19 protein-coding genes are annotated in these 16,647 nt (G+C 36.9%); 10 read left to right on the top strand and 9 right to left on the bottom strand.

Annotated features, from left to right (window positions below):
- Window positions 1-184: 184 nt before the first annotated feature.
- From A3SG_RS0105365 to A3SG_RS0105355, 3 genes are all read left to right on the top strand, one after another.
- Window positions 185-910, top strand: a complete 726-nt coding sequence (locus A3SG_RS0105365) for a CDP-alcohol phosphatidyltransferase family protein (RefSeq protein WP_029596625.1) — start codon at window positions 185-187, stop codon at window positions 908-910.
- A complete protein-coding gene (locus A3SG_RS0105360; RefSeq protein ID WP_016988996.1) occupies window positions 891-1,751 on the top strand; it encodes a glycoside hydrolase family 25 protein in 861 nt (286 codons plus the stop codon). The genes A3SG_RS0105365 and A3SG_RS0105360 overlap by 20 nt, the downstream gene beginning before the upstream one ends.
- A gap of 117 nt (window positions 1,752-1,868) precedes the next feature.
- Window positions 1,869-2,237: a four helix bundle protein gene (locus A3SG_RS0105355; RefSeq protein WP_029596624.1), complete on the top strand. Its 369-nt coding sequence runs from the start codon at window positions 1,869-1,871 to the stop codon at window positions 2,235-2,237.
- A 114-nt stretch (window positions 2,238-2,351) separates the two neighbouring features.
- Here A3SG_RS0105355 and A3SG_RS0105350 read toward each other — a convergent pair whose 3' ends face one another.
- From A3SG_RS0105350 to A3SG_RS0105330, 5 genes are all read right to left on the bottom strand, one after another.
- Complete coding sequence (locus A3SG_RS0105350) at window positions 2,352-2,582, bottom strand: DUF5808 domain-containing protein (RefSeq protein WP_016988994.1); 231 nt, start codon at window positions 2,580-2,582, stop codon at window positions 2,352-2,354.
- 205 nt (window positions 2,583-2,787) lie between these two features.
- Window positions 2,788-3,528 carry an LPS export ABC transporter ATP-binding protein gene (lptB, locus tag A3SG_RS0105345; RefSeq protein WP_016988993.1) on the bottom strand — a complete coding sequence of 247 codons (741 nt, stop codon included), beginning with the start codon at window positions 3,526-3,528 and terminating at the stop codon, window positions 2,788-2,790.
- 165 nt (window positions 3,529-3,693) lie between these two features.
- Window positions 3,694-4,047: a carboxymuconolactone decarboxylase family protein gene (locus A3SG_RS0105340; protein ID WP_016988992.1), complete on the bottom strand. Its 354-nt coding sequence runs from the start codon at window positions 4,045-4,047 to the stop codon at window positions 3,694-3,696.
- 2 nt (window positions 4,048-4,049) lie between these two features.
- Window positions 4,050-4,856, bottom strand: coding sequence for a twin-arginine translocase subunit TatC (tatC, locus tag A3SG_RS0105335; protein ID WP_016988990.1), 807 nt, complete (start codon window positions 4,854-4,856; stop codon window positions 4,050-4,052).
- On the bottom strand, window positions 4,856-5,821 hold the full coding sequence (locus tag A3SG_RS0105330; protein WP_029596623.1) for an SIS domain-containing protein: 966 nt from the start codon (window positions 5,819-5,821) through the stop codon (window positions 4,856-4,858). Before A3SG_RS0105330 ends, tatC begins: the two co-directional genes overlap by 1 nt.
- 85 nt (window positions 5,822-5,906) lie before the next feature.
- Between A3SG_RS0105330 and A3SG_RS0105325 the strand changes: the two genes are divergently transcribed.
- The gene (locus tag A3SG_RS0105325) at window positions 5,907-8,102 is read left to right on the top strand and encodes an ATP-dependent DNA helicase RecQ (protein WP_016988988.1); all 2,196 of its coding nucleotides are present in this window, start codon (window positions 5,907-5,909) and stop codon (window positions 8,100-8,102) included.
- A gap of 215 nt (window positions 8,103-8,317) precedes the next feature.
- Here the strand turns inward: A3SG_RS0105325 and A3SG_RS0105320 are convergent, their stop codons facing one another.
- Complete coding sequence (locus tag A3SG_RS0105320; protein ID WP_016988987.1) at window positions 8,318-8,566, bottom strand: hypothetical protein; 249 nt, start codon at window positions 8,564-8,566, stop codon at window positions 8,318-8,320.
- A 160-nt stretch (window positions 8,567-8,726) separates the two neighbouring features.
- Between A3SG_RS0105320 and A3SG_RS0105315 the strand changes: the two genes are divergently transcribed.
- The gene (locus A3SG_RS0105315; RefSeq protein ID WP_016988986.1) at window positions 8,727-10,307 is read left to right on the top strand and encodes an NAD(P)/FAD-dependent oxidoreductase; all 1,581 of its coding nucleotides are present in this window, start codon (window positions 8,727-8,729) and stop codon (window positions 10,305-10,307) included.
- 474 nt (window positions 10,308-10,781) lie between these two features.
- Here the strand turns inward: A3SG_RS0105315 and A3SG_RS0105310 are convergent, their stop codons facing one another.
- The 3 genes from A3SG_RS0105310 to A3SG_RS0105300 all read right to left on the bottom strand — a co-directional run bounded on the left by A3SG_RS0105310 (window position 10,782) and on the right by A3SG_RS0105300 (window position 13,564).
- Window positions 10,782-12,089 carry an amidohydrolase gene (locus A3SG_RS0105310; protein ID WP_016988985.1) on the bottom strand — a complete coding sequence of 436 codons (1,308 nt, stop codon included), beginning with the start codon at window positions 12,087-12,089 and terminating at the stop codon, window positions 10,782-10,784.
- 267 nt (window positions 12,090-12,356) lie between these two features.
- On the bottom strand, window positions 12,357-12,806 hold the full coding sequence (gene msrB, locus A3SG_RS0105305) for a peptide-methionine (R)-S-oxide reductase MsrB (protein WP_016988984.1): 450 nt from the start codon (window positions 12,804-12,806) through the stop codon (window positions 12,357-12,359).
- A 296-nt stretch (window positions 12,807-13,102) separates the two neighbouring features.
- Window positions 13,103-13,564, bottom strand: coding sequence for a GNAT family N-acetyltransferase (locus A3SG_RS0105300; protein WP_016988983.1), 462 nt, complete (start codon window positions 13,562-13,564; stop codon window positions 13,103-13,105).
- A 169-nt stretch (window positions 13,565-13,733) separates the two neighbouring features.
- Here A3SG_RS0105300 and idi point away from each other — a divergent pair, with 169 nt between their 5' ends.
- From idi to A3SG_RS0105275, 5 genes are all read left to right on the top strand, one after another.
- On the top strand, window positions 13,734-14,261 hold the full coding sequence (gene idi, locus A3SG_RS0105295) for an isopentenyl-diphosphate Delta-isomerase (protein WP_016988982.1): 528 nt from the start codon (window positions 13,734-13,736) through the stop codon (window positions 14,259-14,261).
- Window positions 14,262-14,341: 80 nt separating this feature from the next.
- On the top strand, window positions 14,342-14,752 hold the full coding sequence (locus A3SG_RS0105290; protein WP_029596622.1) for a 6-pyruvoyl trahydropterin synthase family protein: 411 nt from the start codon (window positions 14,342-14,344) through the stop codon (window positions 14,750-14,752).
- A complete protein-coding gene (locus A3SG_RS0105285; RefSeq protein ID WP_016988980.1) occupies window positions 14,752-15,222 on the top strand; it encodes a peroxiredoxin in 471 nt (156 codons plus the stop codon). The genes A3SG_RS0105290 and A3SG_RS0105285 overlap by 1 nt, the downstream gene beginning before the upstream one ends.
- 54 nt (window positions 15,223-15,276) lie before the next feature.
- Window positions 15,277-16,245 (top strand): type I phosphomannose isomerase catalytic subunit, encoded by a 969-nt coding sequence (locus tag A3SG_RS0105280; protein WP_016988979.1) that lies wholly within the window; start codon window positions 15,277-15,279, stop codon window positions 16,243-16,245.
- Between the two features lie 56 nt (window positions 16,246-16,301).
- Entirely contained in the window at window positions 16,302-16,568 is a 267-nt protein-coding gene (locus A3SG_RS0105275) for a hypothetical protein (protein ID WP_016988978.1), read from the top strand.
- The last annotated feature ends 79 nt before the right edge of the window (window positions 16,569-16,647 follow it).

Here is a 16,647-nt window from a genome sequence, read left to right as displayed (position 1 = left end):
TTTTACCAACCCAGAGCGGGATTTAATTTTTATCAAAAATATAGTATTTTGCTGAGCTTAGATCGTTCTTTCGCTAAATAAATAGGATTGGCAAATGTACTGTTGATAATCTCCCTAGAAAACGAGGGTTGCATTCACTTATTATCTTAAATTTGTCCCCTAAGACTTTAAATTTCAACTTAAGATGAACATTAAAAAACACATTCCTAATTCAATAACACTACTTAATTTGCTGTGTGGCTGTATAGCGATGGTCTTTGTGACTACGTCCGATTTTGAAATGGCTTTTTATTTTGTGTGTCTTGGTATCTTTTTAGATTTTTTTGATGGTTTTTTTGCCCGATTATTGAAAGTTTCAGGTCCGCTGGGTTTAGAGTTGGATTCCCTGGCAGATATGGTTACTAGCGGCTTAGTACCCGGATATGTAATGTTTTCTATGCTGTCTAACAGCCAGCATGAAATTTCAACACACTTCATGCTGCCTTATCTTGGATTTATCATCACGATGGGCTCCTGTTATCGTTTGGCTGTATTTAATATCGATACCCGTCAGACGAATTCCTTCATTGGTTTGCCAACGCCTGCTAATGCCCTATTTATTTTAAGTTTACCCCTAGTAATAAAATATTCGGATTCTTTAATTGTTCTCGAAATCCTGACAAACCAATTGGTTTTGTTACTTATCACACTCTTTAGCGCTTACATTTTGAATGCGGAGATTCCACTGTTTTCTTTGAAGATTAAAAAGTTTAATTTTAAGGATAACGCACTCCAAATCGGCTTTTTGCTTTTTTCCTTTTTGTTATTGTTTTTTTTCCAATATGCAGGAATTCCATTGATAATCATTGGGTATGTACTACTCTCGATAGTGAGCAATAAATTTTTATTGGATGAGAAAAAAAAGCGTTAAAAGAAAGCCTCCTGTAAGACGCAGTACTAAAAAGAAAGCTTCTTTTTTTTCAGGGAAAGTGTTGCGGGTTACGCTGCTTACTTTTTCGGTACTACTTATTTTAGGTCTAGGCTATCATTATCGAAATGGGCTAGCCTATTATTTTAGTTTTAAATCAAATAAGGTTTTACAGCAGGAGGAAGACAAGCGCATTTCAGATGTTCGAAATTACCAAGTTTTAGACAAACATGCAGGAAAAGCAATCGGGTTAGACGTTTCTGAATATCAGGGGAAAATCAGTTGGATTGATGTGGATAGCTTGGAAAATAAATATCCCGTACACTTTGTTTTCATTCGGGCCACCGTTGGGATTGACCGGTTGGACAAGCAATTTGATGAAAATTGGCTTGGCGCCAAAAAAAGTAACCTCATTCGGGGAGCTTATCATTACTATCGTCCCAATGAGAACTCCTTAGAACAAGCGGCGCTTTATATCAAAACGGTTTCGTTGGAAAAAGGGGATTTACCTCCGGTTTTAGATATTGAAAGACTGCCTGAAAACCAGTCCGTGGACCGACTAAAAATCGGATTAAAAAGATGGTTGAGAGCGGTAGAGGCCCATTATAAGGTAAAGCCTATAATCTATACGGGCGAAAGGTATTATGATGATTTTTTAAAAGAAGAATTCAGCGATTATCTTTTTTGGATTGCCAATTATAATTTTTATCGGGAAAACATACAGGAGGATTGGTTGTTCTGGCAATTCACAGAAAAAGCTTCGGTATCAGGAATAAAAGGTAACGTAGATGTTAATATCTACAATGGCGATGTGCAGCAGTTGCAGTTTATCACTGTTGAGTAGTGTTCAGTGTTCAGTGTGTAGCGATCAGTATTCAGTGATCAGTATTCAGTGATCAGTATTCAGTGATCAGTATTCAGTGGTCAGTAATTAGTAATCTTTAAAATAATACTATAAATGATGAAATTTCAAGACTTATTGGCCTACAAGAAATCATTTTCATTAGCGATGAAAATTTTTGAAATGACAAAACTATTTCCGAAAGAAGAAATGTATTCGTTAACGGATCAAATTAGGCGTTCATCAAGAAGTGTACCAGCGAATATCTCAGAATCCTATAGAAAAAGGGTCTATCCAAAAAATTTTCATAGCAAATTAACAGATTCAGATGCCGAAAATTCAGAAACTCAGGTTTGGCTGGAGTTTTCATTTAAATGCAACTATATAACTGAAAGTGTTTACAATGAATTGTTTACTGAAAGTAATGAAGTTGGAAAACTAATTAATTACATGATTTTAAATCCGCATAAATTTGGTGTGACTCAGTAAGTATTCAGTGATCAGTTCAGTTTGCAGTATTCAGTTTGTATTGTTCAGTAATCAGTTTGTAGTAATCAGTTTGCGGTGTTTAGTTTTTAGGATTTGGATTGGAGCACGCACTCATTATTTTGGCATGTAAATGGTTATTCCAATTAGTATGATAATTACAATCACAAAAACGGCAACCGAAATGGAATTTGCAAAATTAACTGTCCAGCCAGCCCAGGCCATTCTTTTAGGTGGCAGTATGCGTTTGTCTTCTTTGTTGTAGTAAAAGATGCCAAGCTTCCAATTATTGGGGTCTTTGTGCCATTTTTCCAGGGTTTCTTTGGACGGTTTTTCTTTTTGGCTCATAATACAAATTGGTTTAAGTTTTAGATTTGATTTTAAAATAAGGTTCGTTTTTTAGAACTGACCACTGAATACTGACCACTTTTTTAAAACTGACCACTAATTACTCTTTTAAATCTGCTCACTGGATACTATTCACTGTATGCTTTTTTTTAAACTGATCACTGTACACTGAATACTGACCACTCTTCTAAAGCTGACCCCTCTTTTAAAACTCGATCTTTTTCTTTCTTAACTCAAAATTCTGTCCAAGGTACACGCGACGTACCATTTCATCTTCCACTAACTCTTCTGGTACTCCTGCTTTTAAGATTCCACCTTCAAACATTAGGTAGGTTTTATCAGTAATAGCTAAAGTTTCCTGTACGTTGTGATCTGTGATAAGGATTCCGATGTTTTTATTTTTTAATTGGGCTACAATTCTTTGAATGTCTTCTACAGCTACAGGATCGACACCAGCAAAAGGCTCGTCAAGTAAAATAAATTTAGGATCCGTAGCGAGGCATCTCGCAATTTCAGTACGACGACGTTCTCCTCCCGATAGTAAATCACCTCGGTTTGTGCGGATGTGTTCTAAGCTAAATTCATCAATCAGACTTTCCATTTTAGCAATCTGCTCTTCTTTGGAAAGTTTGGTCAATTGTAAAACGCTCAAGATATTGTCTTCGATACTTAGCTTTCTGAAAACAGAAGCTTCCTGCGCCAAATACCCAATTCCTTGCTGTGCCCTTTTGTACATTGGATAATCGGTAATATTCAAATCGTCAAGATAGATATTGCCTGAATTTGGCGTAACCAGTCCTACAATCATATAGAAAGAAGTTGTTTTTCCAGCACCATTAGGTCCAAGTAGACCAACGATCTCCCCTTGGTTTACTTCGACCGAAATGCCTTTTACGACACTTCTTCCCTTGTATGTTTTCACTAAATTCTCCGCTCTTAAAATCATATGCTTTGGTTTAAACGGTAATCGTTTAATTGTTTAATCGTATCAAATTAACGAATAACCAAATTAACAAATAACCCTATTAACAATTATTTAGTTTCTTTTTTAAGTGGAATTCTTGGGCTATAGCGGCTAGGTGCCCCCATTAGTTATCAAAGAAGAAGACTATTATTTTGTTGCGGTTTCGTCTAATGCTTCCCAGAACTCATAAGCCCTACGTAAGTGCGGTACTACGATGGTTCCACCCACTAAAGTTGCAATTCCCATTGCTTCCATCATTTCTTCTTTGGTTACCCCAATTTTATGACTGGTTTCCAAATGGTATTTTACACAATCGTCACAACGTAAAACAGCAGAAGCCACTAAACCCAATAGTTCTTTTGTTTTCACATCAAGAGCACCGGCTGCATAAGCATTAGTGTCAAGATTGAAAATACGTTTCACTATTTTGTTGTTGTCAGCCAGTAATTTTTCGTTCATCTTAGAACGATAGTCATTAAATTCTTCAATAATAGCACTCATAATTATTCTTTTTTATTTTTAGATACAAGTACTGAAATAAAGATACTTGCTTCATAGATTAATAACATTGGTATTGCAACGATAGTTTGACTTACAACATCTGGTGGCGTTACGATGGCAGCTACAATGAGGACAAGTACGATAGCGTATTTGCGATAGGTTCTTAAAAACGCAGGAGTAACTAACCCCAGTTTTGTCAAGAAATAAATAATAATTGGCAATTCAAAAAACAGTCCACTTGCTAGAACAGAGGTTTTTACCAACCCAATATAAGAGTCTAATGTAAATTGATTGAGGACGAGGTCACTGACTTTAAAAGTAGCTACAAAGTTGACTGACATGGGAATCACGATATAATAGCCAAACAGGACTCCAATAAAGAAAAGTAGCGAAGAAAAAAAGATGAATGCCTTAGCGTTTTTCTTTTCATTCTTATAGAGTGCCGGACTTATAAATTTCCATATTTCCCATAAAATATAAGGAAAGCTTAAAATAAATCCAGCAAGAAGACAAACCCAAATAAAGACGTTTACTTGTCCTTCCATGGAGGTATTCTGGATGATAAAGGGGAATTCAGTAATACAGAAACTATCTGTTAAACCCAAGGATTGGGATAGTTCGCAGAAAAATTGATACGTAGTAAATGTGGGTCTTACAGGTCCAAATATGATGGTGTCAAACAAGTAATCACTAAAAAAATATGTGGCAATAGCCATAATCACTATTGCCAGTGTGCTACGCACCAATAACCATCTTAAATCTTCAAGATGATCTAAGAACGACATTTCGTTTTGATTTTTCTTTGCCATTATACTATTCCTTCTTTTAAAATGTCATGTAAATGTAAAACGCCTTTATACTCGCCATGGTCTACCACAACTAATTGTGTGATGGAGAAATCTTCGAGGATATTCAGTGCGTCAACAACCATGTCATTTGATTGAATTAATTTTGGATTTTTGGTCATAATGTCTTTCGCGGTCAATTCTGTAAAAGAATCCCTTTCGTTTAACATTCTTCTAATGTCACCGTCTGTTATGATTCCGATAACGGTGTTGTTTTCGACAACTGCTGTAACACCAAGACGTTTTTCTGAGATTTCAAAAATCACTTTCTTTATTGCTGTATCTGGGGAAACCATAGGTTTTAAACTATGTTCTAGCATGTCATTAACCCTCAGTAATAATTTTTTGCCCAAAGCACCTCCCGGATGGTATTTTGCAAAATCTTCGGCAGTGAAATTATGCATTTCCATCAGGCAAACGGCAATCGCATCACCCATCACTAATTGGGCGGTAGTGCTATTGGTAGGAGCCAGATTATTAGGGCAGGCTTCAGCGTCTACGGTGGTATTTAATACATAATCCGACCCTTTTGCAAGAAAGGAAGTCGTGTTTCCGGTAATGGCAATCAGTGTGTTTCCAAAACGTTTTAAAAAGGGAACAACTGCTTTTATTTCAGGACTGTTTCCACTTTTTGAAATGCAAATAATAATATCGTCCTTTAGTACCATACCCAAGTCGCCGTGAATGGCTTCAGAGGCATGAAGAAACAGGGAAGGTGTTCCTGTAGAATTAAATGTAGCCACTATTTTTTGGGCGATAATCGCGCTTTTTCCGATTCCGGTTACGATTAATCTTCCGGTTGAATTATAGATTGCCTGCGTTGCATCTGAAAAATTATCGTCAAGAAAATCAGTTAGTTTTGTAATTGACTGGCTTTCAGATAGAATAGTTTTTTTGGCTATCGCCAATATGTTTTCTTTCGATATCAAAACAGAATTTTTAAAGTTTGTATGTGTAAAAGAATTTTGTATCTTTATATGATGCAAATTTATACAAAATACCACATAATAAAGAATGAATTCAAACGAAATTGATATCCATAAAGAATTAAAAAAATATTTTGGCTTTGGTCAATTTAAGGGGTTGCAAGAACAGGTTATTAAAAGTTTACTTAACCGGCAGAATACGTTTGTAATTATGCCTACGGGTGGTGGTAAATCACTTTGTTATCAGCTCCCAGCTTTGATTCAAGATGGGACAGCTATTGTTGTTTCACCGTTGATTGCCTTAATGAAAAACCAAGTCGATGCCATTAGAAGTTTATCTTCAGAAAAAGGTATTGCCCATGTTTTAAATTCATCACTTACGAAAACAGAGATTGCTCAAGTTAGAAAGGACATCACTTCCGGATTAACCAAGCTGTTGTATGTGGCTCCAGAATCTTTGACAAAAGAGGAAAATGTCACTTTTCTTAAAAACGTGACCGTTTCTTTTGTAGCTATTGATGAAGCACATTGCATCTCTGAGTGGGGTCATGATTTTAGACCAGAATATAGAAATTTAAAAAATATAATTAAACAATTGGGCGATGTTCCTGTCATCGGTCTTACCGCTACGGCGACCCCAAAAGTTCAGGAAGATATTCTGAAAAATTTAGACATGTGTGATGCGACTACTTTTAAAGCATCATTTAACAGGCCTAATCTGTATTATGAGATTCGCACAAAGACCAAAAATGTAGAGTCAGATATCATTCGTTTTATAAAACAGCATCAAGGAAAATCTGGAATTATTTATTGCCTGAGCCGTAAAAAAGTAGAGGCAATTGCCCATGTATTACAGGTGAACGGAATAAGTGCAGTGCCTTATCACGCAGGATTAGACGCAAAAACACGAGCAAGGCATCAAGACATGTTTCTTATGGAGGATGTTGAGGTAGTCGTGGCGACAATTGCTTTTGGGATGGGAATTGACAAACCGGATGTTCGTTTTGTGATTCATCATGATATTCCAAAATCACTTGAAAGCTATTATCAGGAAACGGGTCGTGCCGGTAGGGATGGCGGCGAAGGACATTGTCTTGCTTACTATTCTTATAAAGATGTAGAAAAATTAGAAAAATTCATGTCTGGTAAACCAGTTGCCGAACAGGAAATTGGATTTGCTTTATTGCAAGAAGTGGTAGCCTATGCCGAAACTTCAATTTCGAGAAGAAAGTTTTTACTCCATTATTTTGGTGAAGAATTCGACGGTGTAACAGGCGAAGGTGCCGATATGGATGACAATGTAAGAAATCCAAAAGTAAAAGTGGAAGCCAAAGATCAGGTAGTGAAATTGCTGGAAGTGGTAAGAGACACAAGACACTTATATAAATCTAAGGAAATTGTTTTTACACTAATCGGTAGAGTCAATGCCATAATTAAAGCCCATAGAACGGATTCTCAATCTTTTTTCGGAGGTGGAGTTGCCTTTGATGAAAAATATTGGATGGCCTTACTGCGACAAGTTCTCGTGGGAGGGTTTTTGTATAAAGACATTGAGACCTATGGTATCGTAAAAATCACGGATAAAGGATTGGATTTTATTAAAAAACCAAGCTCTTTTATGATGTCGGAAGATCATCAATATAACGAGGCGGGCGACCAAGCAATTGTAAGTGCGTCTAAATCTTCGGGGGCAATAGATGAGGTTTTGATGGGTATGTTACGTGATTTACGTAAAAAAGTTTCCAAGAAACTAGGGCTACCACCATTTGTTGTTTTTCAAGATCCTTCATTGGAAGATATGGCCCTAAAATATCCTATTTCTCTAAGTGAATTAATTCATATTCATGGAGTGGGAGAAGGAAAGGCGAAGAAATACGGTGTTGAATTTGTCGAATTAATAAATAGGTATGTGCTAGATAATGAGATCTTGCGCCCAGACGATCTGGTTGTAAAATCGACAGGAATCAAGTCAGCCATCAAATTATATATTATTCAAAACGTCGACAGAAAATTATCTTTAGATGATATCGCTAAAGCGAAAGGGTTGACCATGGAAGCCTTACTGAAGGAAATGGAACAAATAGTTTACTCAGGGACTAAGTTGAATATCAAATACTGGGTCGACGAAATGCTCGATGACGAACAACAAGAGGAGATTCATGATTACTTTATGGAATCAGAATCAGATAAGATAGAAGGCGCTTTAAAAGAATTTGAAGGAGAGTACGATATTGATGAACTGCGCTTGATGCGAATTAAATTTATCAGCGAAGTAGCGAACTAGAAAGTGCTCAGTTTGCACTGTTCAGAGATTCTGGTACTATTTGACTTTTGAAAATACTGATAAAACATATCCGTAAACTTGTCATTCTGACGAAGGAGGAATCACCGTTAGGTGAGCAGCTTGATGAGATTCTTCGTACCTCAGAATGACAAACTGGTTTTTAGTGTGCAGAGGTACTGTAAAATGAATACTAATTGCTGACTACTCTTCACTGACTACTGCCCACTTTCTTCATAAAGTTCGCCGCGGTGCGGTTTCAGGGCATCTCTTACCTGAATCATGTTTTCATCAGTTACTACCATAAACGCGATAGCCTGCATTTCACCTTGGATCTCAAAACCGGTAATGTTCAATGGCAATTTTTCCATTGCGATGTACTCTTTTAAGTGAATTTCGTGATGTTCTGCTGTTTTCGCGGAAGCAGGCCCACGGAAATCCCATAGTAGTTTTATTTGTCTGGACATAGTATAATAGTATAAGGTTTAAAAGGTCAAAGTTACAAAGTTTCGAAGACGAAAAACAATTACCGCCGAAACAAACAATAAATTCCACTTCAAAATACTATTTTTGCACTTTGTTTTTCAATACACATAAGGAACAAATAAACGAATTATCACGAAAGAAATGCCTCAAGAACATCTACTACAAGTATCTCCGGAAATTGCCGCAAACGAAATGTTGCTAAAAGAGCACCTTGGAAAACTACTAAAGATTTCTCCAAAAGAGATTATCCATGTTTCCATTTTAAAGCGCTCCATTGATGCACGTCAAAAAGCAATTAAAATTAATCTAAAAGTGGCGGTCTATTTGAAAGGGGAATCTTTTAAAGAAAACACCATACGCCTTCCCGAGTATGGAAATGTGGCAAATGCTCAAGAAGTAATTGTCGTAGGAGCAGGACCTGCGGGGCTTTTTGCGGCCTTGCGGTTAATTGAATTGGGCTTAAAGCCAATAGTAGTAGAAAGAGGGAAGGACATACGTGGTCGTCGTCGTGACTTGAAAGCAATCAATGTAGATCATGTTGTAAATGAAGATTCTAATTATTGTTTTGGGGAAGGCGGGGCAGGAACGTATTCTGACGGAAAATTATATACACGGTCTAAAAAAAGAGGGGATGTAACTCGGATTTTGGAGTTGTTAGTAGCTTACGGAGCTACTCCGGATATTTTAGTGGAAGCACATCCACATATTGGAACCAATAAATTACCCCAAATCATTCAGGATATTCGAGAGAAAATTATCGAATGTGGTGGACAAGTACTTTTCGAAACACGAGTGATGGACATTCTGGTGAAAAATAACGAAGTTCAGGGCATCGTTACCCAAAAGGGAGATACGATTTTAGCTGATAAAATGATTTTGGCTACGGGACATTCTGCGAGGGATATTTTTGAATTATTAGATAGGAAAAAAATATTTATAGAAGCTAAGGCTTTTGCTTTAGGGGTAAGAGCAGAACACCCACAATCCTTAATTGACAGCATTCAGTACAGTTGTGATTATCGCGGGGAACTATTGCCACCGGCTCCTTATAGTATTGTTAAGCAAGTGGGAGGCAGAGGAATGTATTCCTTTTGTATGTGTCCCGGAGGCGTTATTGCGCCTTGTGCTACCAGTCCTGGTGAAGTAGTTACAAACGGCTGGTCTCCGTCGAAACGGGATCAGGCCACGGCCAATTCTGGTATTGTAGTTGAGTTAAAACTAGAGGATTTTAAAGCGTATGCTAAACACGGCGCTTTGGCAGGAATGGAATTCCAAAAGAGTATCGAGCAAAAGGCTTGGCATCTTGCTGGTGAAACTCAAAAGGCACCAGCGCAACGAATGATTGATTTTACAAAAAGCGTAGTGTCATCAGAGATTCCTAAGACTTCGTACGTTCCAGGGACGACCTCAGTAGAAATGGGACAGATTTTTCCTGGTTTTTTAACGCAGATATTACGAGAAGGTTTCACTGAATTTGGGAAATCCATGCGCGGGTACTTGACTAATGATGCGATATTACATGCACCGGAGTCAAGAACGTCTTCTCCAGTACGAATTCCAAGAGATCCGATCAGCTATGAACACGTCCAAATAAAAGGATTGTATCCATGTGGAGAAGGGGCAGGCTATGCGGGCGGAATTATTTCGGCTGCTATTGATGGAGAGAAATGTGCTTTGATGATCAAGGAAAGTCTAAATACGAAAACCTCAATCACGTCTTAAGTCGGATCCAGGTTTGAATAGTCAGCAGTTGTCTGTTATGGAATAAGAATTATTTTCCCAGTACTTTTTTACGCTAGATAATCATGCGCTTTTTTTTCTTTCGAAAGTTTATAAACAGTTAGCGCTGCAGTAGTAATTTGAGTGGTGCTAATCCACTTAAACAATTGATTTGCTCCTGTAATGCGTTATTCTTTTTACAGAAAGTTTTGTTTTTCGTTTAGGCCGAGTTTCCAATTTTGATAAATGTAAGTTGGTGGAAGAGCGCTATGTCTTTTGGTCATTTTCCCGTCTTTGCGCTTTCAAAAACAACAAAGAATACAGAGCTACAGCAAACAAAAAGAAAGGATAAATAAAGGGCAATAAAAAAAACCGAAAATCACTTTTCGGTTTCCTTGTTATTGCTGTTTTTTAAACTTTTCTATTTTTGGTTGGATAACCATGCTGTAATACGTGTGGTTGTTATTCTTTAGCCTTCTATTTTTTCGATTGCATTTCCATATAATCTACTGTAAGGTTCGACATGGTTTTCATTCCTAAAATAAAGCCACTTTCATCAATATAAAAATCGGGAGTGTGATGTGGAGCTGTCTCAGAGAGTGGTTTGCCTTTAGGAGCACCTCCTAAGAAGAAGTAGAGTCCTGGAATTTTTTCTTGATAAAAGGAAAAGTCCTCGGCGCCCATTACGGCAGGTGTAATAGAGACGTTATCTTTACCCGCGGTCGCTTCTAACGTCGGGAGCATTTTTTCAGTCAATAAAGGATCATTGTAGGTTACAAGAGTTTGCTTGGTTATTGTTATATCGGCGGTGGCTCCGGCACTTTCAGCAATTGAAGTCACTACTTGTTTTATTCTAGCATGTAGCATGTCCTGCACTTTACTGTCTAGAGAACGAATAGTTCCAGTCATTGTAAGTTCCTCTGGGATAACATTACTTCTTACTCCTGCGTTTATTTGTCCCACACTAATGACAGCTGCTGATTCTGTGCTATTTACATTTCGGCTAACAATTGTTTGAAGTCCAAGTACTATCTGTGAAGCGGTAACAATAGGGTCAATTCCAAGCCATGGATAAGCACCATGTGTTTGTTTTCCCATTATTTTTATCGTGAACCAGTCTGAGGCAGCCATAGTTCCTTTTGGGCGATATTTTATTTTACCAACTTCTGTTTGAGCATTAATATGTAATCCGAAAATAACATCCACCTTCGGGTTGTCTAAAACACCTTGTTCCACCATCAATTTTGCTCCACCTTCTTCGCCTTCAGGAGCTCCTTCTTCTGCTGGTTGGAAAATAAATTTGACAGTTCCTTTTAACTCGCTTTTAATGGAAGCTAAAATTTCTGCAGTTCCCATTAACATAGCAATATGAGTATCATGTCCGCAAGCATGCATAACTGATACTTCTCGTCCATTATACTCGCCCTCCGCCTGTGAAGCAAAAGGAAGAGCTACTCGCTCTTTAATGGGTAAAGCATCAATGTCTGCTCTCAGAGCAACGACAGGACCCGGTTTTCCTCCTCTTAGAATACCGACAACTCCCGTTTTAGCGATGCCCGTTTGTACCTCAATTCCAAGAGAACGGAGATGTCTTGCAATTTTTTCGGCAGTTTTGAACTCTCTGTTTCCTAATTCAGGATTTTGATGAAAATCTCTTCGCCATGTGATCACTTTAGACTCTAAGGATTCAGCCTTCTTGTCAATCTTTATTTTTAAGGCAGCATTTTGAGCAGAGGCAAGGCATATAAAAGAAAATAGCGCTGCAGAAAAGATTGTTTTTTTCATATTTATTTGGGAGGCAAGTTCAACTGATTCTTAGTGTCCTAAAAACACTACATTAAAAACAAATATATTAAAAATTAAACTTATGTTGTCCGATTCCAAAAAGAAAAAGTTTCTTAGTTCAAAAGTGAACGAAATCAATAAAACCGAAAATCACTTTTCGGTTTTATTAATTCATTAACACTACAGGAATTTATGTTTTAGTTCCAGTCGTTTTTGTACACGGGGTTTTGAACTGTTGCGAGGGCCGTTAAAATTATAGTATTCTCGTTATTCCTTGTCAGGCATAAAATCTAGAGCTATAGAATTCATGCAGTATCTTTTTCCCGTAGGAGCAGGTCCATCATCAAATAAGTGACCTAAATGACTGCTGCATCTACCACAAAGAGCCTCAATTCGTGCCATGCCCAGCGAATTGTCTTTTTTATAAATGACACTGTCTTTATTCTCTTGTTCGAAAAAACTTGGCCAACCGCAGCTACTGGAGAATTTGGCTCCAGAACGAAACAATTGATTGCCGCAGGCCGCACAGTAATACGTTCCTTTTTCATCCGTATTCCAATATTTTCCTGTAAAAGGTCTTTCAGTATCGGCATTTCGAGTTACTCCATAGACGTCTGGAGCTAATACTTTCTTCCATTCGGCATCCGTCACGTGCAGTTTTGTGGTATCTGTATTAGAGTAATATGGGTTTTCTGGTTTGTTGATTTTATTTTCCATAATTATTATTTTTTTTTATTTTGTATTTTTTGATATTCGTCCTTTAGCGTTTACATATACATGAGAGTAGTAAAAATCTGGTAAATACCCTTGGTTTAGGAGAGGAATACCTGCTTTATCGGGCTGTAATACTTTGTTTTTATAGCTAAGGGTTTTTTGACTATCGTGATAACAAATATAGGTCGGTATTCTACTTTCTGATGTCTCGTTTTTACATATTAACAGCTATTTATGTAAGTTTTAACTATTGTTATTTACATGTAAAATAGACTTTTAGTCTTGCAGCGACTTATTTGTCACAGTTCAACTCTCATATTCAATAAGTGTTTTTTGAATCCCACTTTTTCATAGGCGTTAATCGCAGAAGCATTATCGGTATAAACATCTAAACGGAGCTCCGTTATTTTCTGGGAACGAGACCATTCTTTTAATGCTCCAATAATTAAAGCGTTAACTCCTTTTCCCCTGTGCTGAGGATCTGTGTACATAAATCCCAGGTACGCATAGTTGTCGTGGTTCAAATAGGGCCTTGCAGTTTCTATTCGAGCATAGCCGGTACCTACAATTTCCAACCCGATTTCTGCAACGACAACCTCGATATGCGCTGCAGTAATCATCTTTTCAATATCGTAATAATTGATTTCCCCTTTTTTTATGGTAGGATCATAAGGGCGTTCGGCAGTAATGATTCCTTGTTCAAATTGAAGAAGGATATTTAAGTCTTCCAGCTTGGCTTTACGGATATGTATTGTGTTCATTATCAAATAGTTTTTAGAATAACAAATGTAAGAAAGAATCAATTAATGATTTTTATAGATTATAGGCGTAATTTCATTGTATTTTTTTAACTTCAACAATTCGAAACAGAAAGTTAAAGGGCACGCTATTATTTAACTTTTTCGTAGTTTTGTGACGCTAAAAATAATTATGACAGAAGAAAATGTAATATTAGTTAATAAGGACGATGAGCAAATTGGATTGATGCCCAAGTTAGAGGCACATGAAAAAGCGCTTTTGCATCGTGCTTTTTCCGTTTTTGTTTTAAACAGTAGAAATGAAATCATGTTGCAACAGCGCGCCCATCAGAAATATCATTCTCCGATGCTCTGGACTAACACTTGTTGCAGTCATCAAAGGGAAGGGGAGACTAATATAGGCGCCGGTAGTAGAAGGTTGTTTGAAGAAATGGGTTTTAAAACAGAGCTCAAAGAACTCTTTCATTTTATTTATAAAGCCCCATTTGATAATGGTTTGACAGAGCATGAATTGGATCATGTAATGATAGGTTATTATGACGAAAGCCCTGAAATTAATCCGGAAGAAGTGGAAGCCTGGAAATGGATGGCTATTGATGACGTGAAAGACGACATGCAAGCGCATCCTCATATCTATACCGTTTGGTTTAAAATAATTTTCGACGAATTCTATCATTTTTTGGAAGATCATAAAATTTAATATTATACTAACCTTTGAATTAGATAGCTAAAACCCATTTGGGAATTTTATCGGAGGCAGAGGTTAAAACTATACACACTATGAAAGTAACTATAAGTAGAAAGGCGCACTTCAACTCCGCACACCGATTGTATCGTAAGGATTGGACCTTTGAGAAAAACGATGCTGTTTTTGGGAAATGTAATAACCCTAATTATCACGGACACAATTATGAATTAATTGTAGGTGTTACTGGTCAGATCGATCCAGAGACAGGCTACGTTATGGATGTAAAAATTTTGTCAGATCTTATTAAAGAAGAAGTAGAAAATCGCTTCGATCATAAAAATCTAAATCTAGATGTCCCTGAATTTCAAGACCTCAATCCTACAGCTGAAAATATAGTGGTAGTGATTTGGAATAAGTTGCGAAATAAGATTCAAGCAGATTTTGATATAGAAGTTATTCTTTATGAGACTCCCCGTAATTTCGTAACCTATAGAGGAGAGTAATGGAATTAAAAAAAGGGGACAAGATCCCAAATTTTAAAGCGAAAGATACTAATGGGAATGATTTTGACAGTCACAATTTGGTAGGTCAAAAACCGTTGGTGATTTATTTTTACCCTAAAGACAATACACCTGGATGTACGGCACAGGCATGTAGTTTTAGAGATCAATACGAAGACTTCAAGGACTTAGGTGCTGAAGTTATCGGTATAAGTAGCGATAGTGTTGAGTCCCATAAAAAATTCTCAAAGCAGTATAAATTACCATTTATTCTCTTATCCGATCACGATAAGAAAATCAGGAGGCTTTTCGGAGTTCCATCGGGAATGTTTGGCATGCTTCCGGGAAGAGTGACTTATGTTGCAGATAAAGAAGGAAAGATCATAATGATTTTTGATAGTATGATGGCTACGAAGCATATTCCAAAAGCACTTGAAGCCGTAAAAAAATTGATCTCGAAGAGTAACGGATAGGCTTAATTATGAATTAGAGAGCAGAGAAACACTATCTCTTTATAACAGATAATAATGAGTAAAAAAATATATCCGTTACAGTTTAACCCTATCTTAAAAGAAAGAATTTGGGGGGGTGAAAAACTAAAAACCGTTCTCAAAAAGCCAATTACGTCAAAAATAACTGGAGAGAGTTGGGAATTGTCGACTGTTGAAGGCGACGTTAGTGTAATTGCTAATGGAGAGTTAAAAGGCAAGTTGTTGACAGAAGTCATTGATGAAGGGCCTAGCGAAATATTAGGAACAGAAGTTTATGAACGTTTTGGAAAGCAGTTTCCTTTACTTTTTAAATATTTAGATGCCCGCGAAGACTTGTCTATTCAGGTACATCCTAATGATGCCTTGGCAAAGAAAAGACACCATTCTTTTGGCAAAACAGAAATGTGGTACATCATGCAAGCAGATGAAGGTTCTGAAATAATTGTTGGATTCAAGGAAGATTCGAATGCACAAGAATTTTTAGAAAAGCTTAAAAACAAGACGGTACTTTCTCTTTTGGATAGTGTAGAAGTAAAAGAAGGGGATGTATTCTTTCTTGAAACCGGAACGGTACACGCCATAGGTGCGGGGTTGCTCGTTGCTGAAATTCAGCAAACGTCAGACATCACCTATCGTGTTTATGATTTTGATAGGATAGATGCGCAGGGGAATACAAGAGAACTACATGTAGATTTAGCTCTGGAAGCCATAAATTACAACAAGGTTGATACGCGCAAAGAGTATTTAGAAGAAGAAAATCAGTCAAACGCAATCGTAAATTGTCCTTATTTCACGACAAATTTATTACCGCTAACAGATACGACAACCATTACGAAGACAGGAAATAGTTTTACGGTATATATGTGTATTGATGGAGCATTTGAAATTGAGTACAATATGGATCTCTATCAGTATCAAAAAGGGGATACGGTGTTAATACCTGCTGCCATGGATTATTACGTGATCAACGGAAAAGCTTCTATTTTAGAAATTTACATTTCATAGTCGGTAATAGAAAGATTATATGTACTTTTGCAGACGCAAATTAAAATTAAAAAAAAATGGCAAATATTAAGAATTTAAAAAAAGACATCAACTACGTTTTAGGAGATATTATTGAAGCAGTTTACTTGTATGAAATTTCAACTACAGGAAAGCCTACAACAGAAACTAATAATTTAATTGATGAAGCTATAGCAGCATTTGATACTTTGATCACAAAAGTGAACGCTAAGAAGGTAGAAGATAAAAAAGCCCACTTCAAACAAATTAATGTTGAATTGGAACAAACTGCAAATCAATTGATTGCTAAAATCAACGAATTGTAGTACGAAAAAAACGATAAAAAAGTGTAGATTTATTTTGTAAAAGACGAATTCATCTGTATATTTGCACCCGTAATGAGAC

The sequence above is a fragment of the Flavobacterium sp. ACAM 123 genome, from assembly GCF_000264055.1.
Lineage (GTDB): Bacteria > Bacteroidota > Bacteroidia > Flavobacteriales > Flavobacteriaceae > Flavobacterium.
Note: the sequence above shows the minus strand (reverse complement) of the source record. Positions and strands in the feature narration are given on the sequence as shown.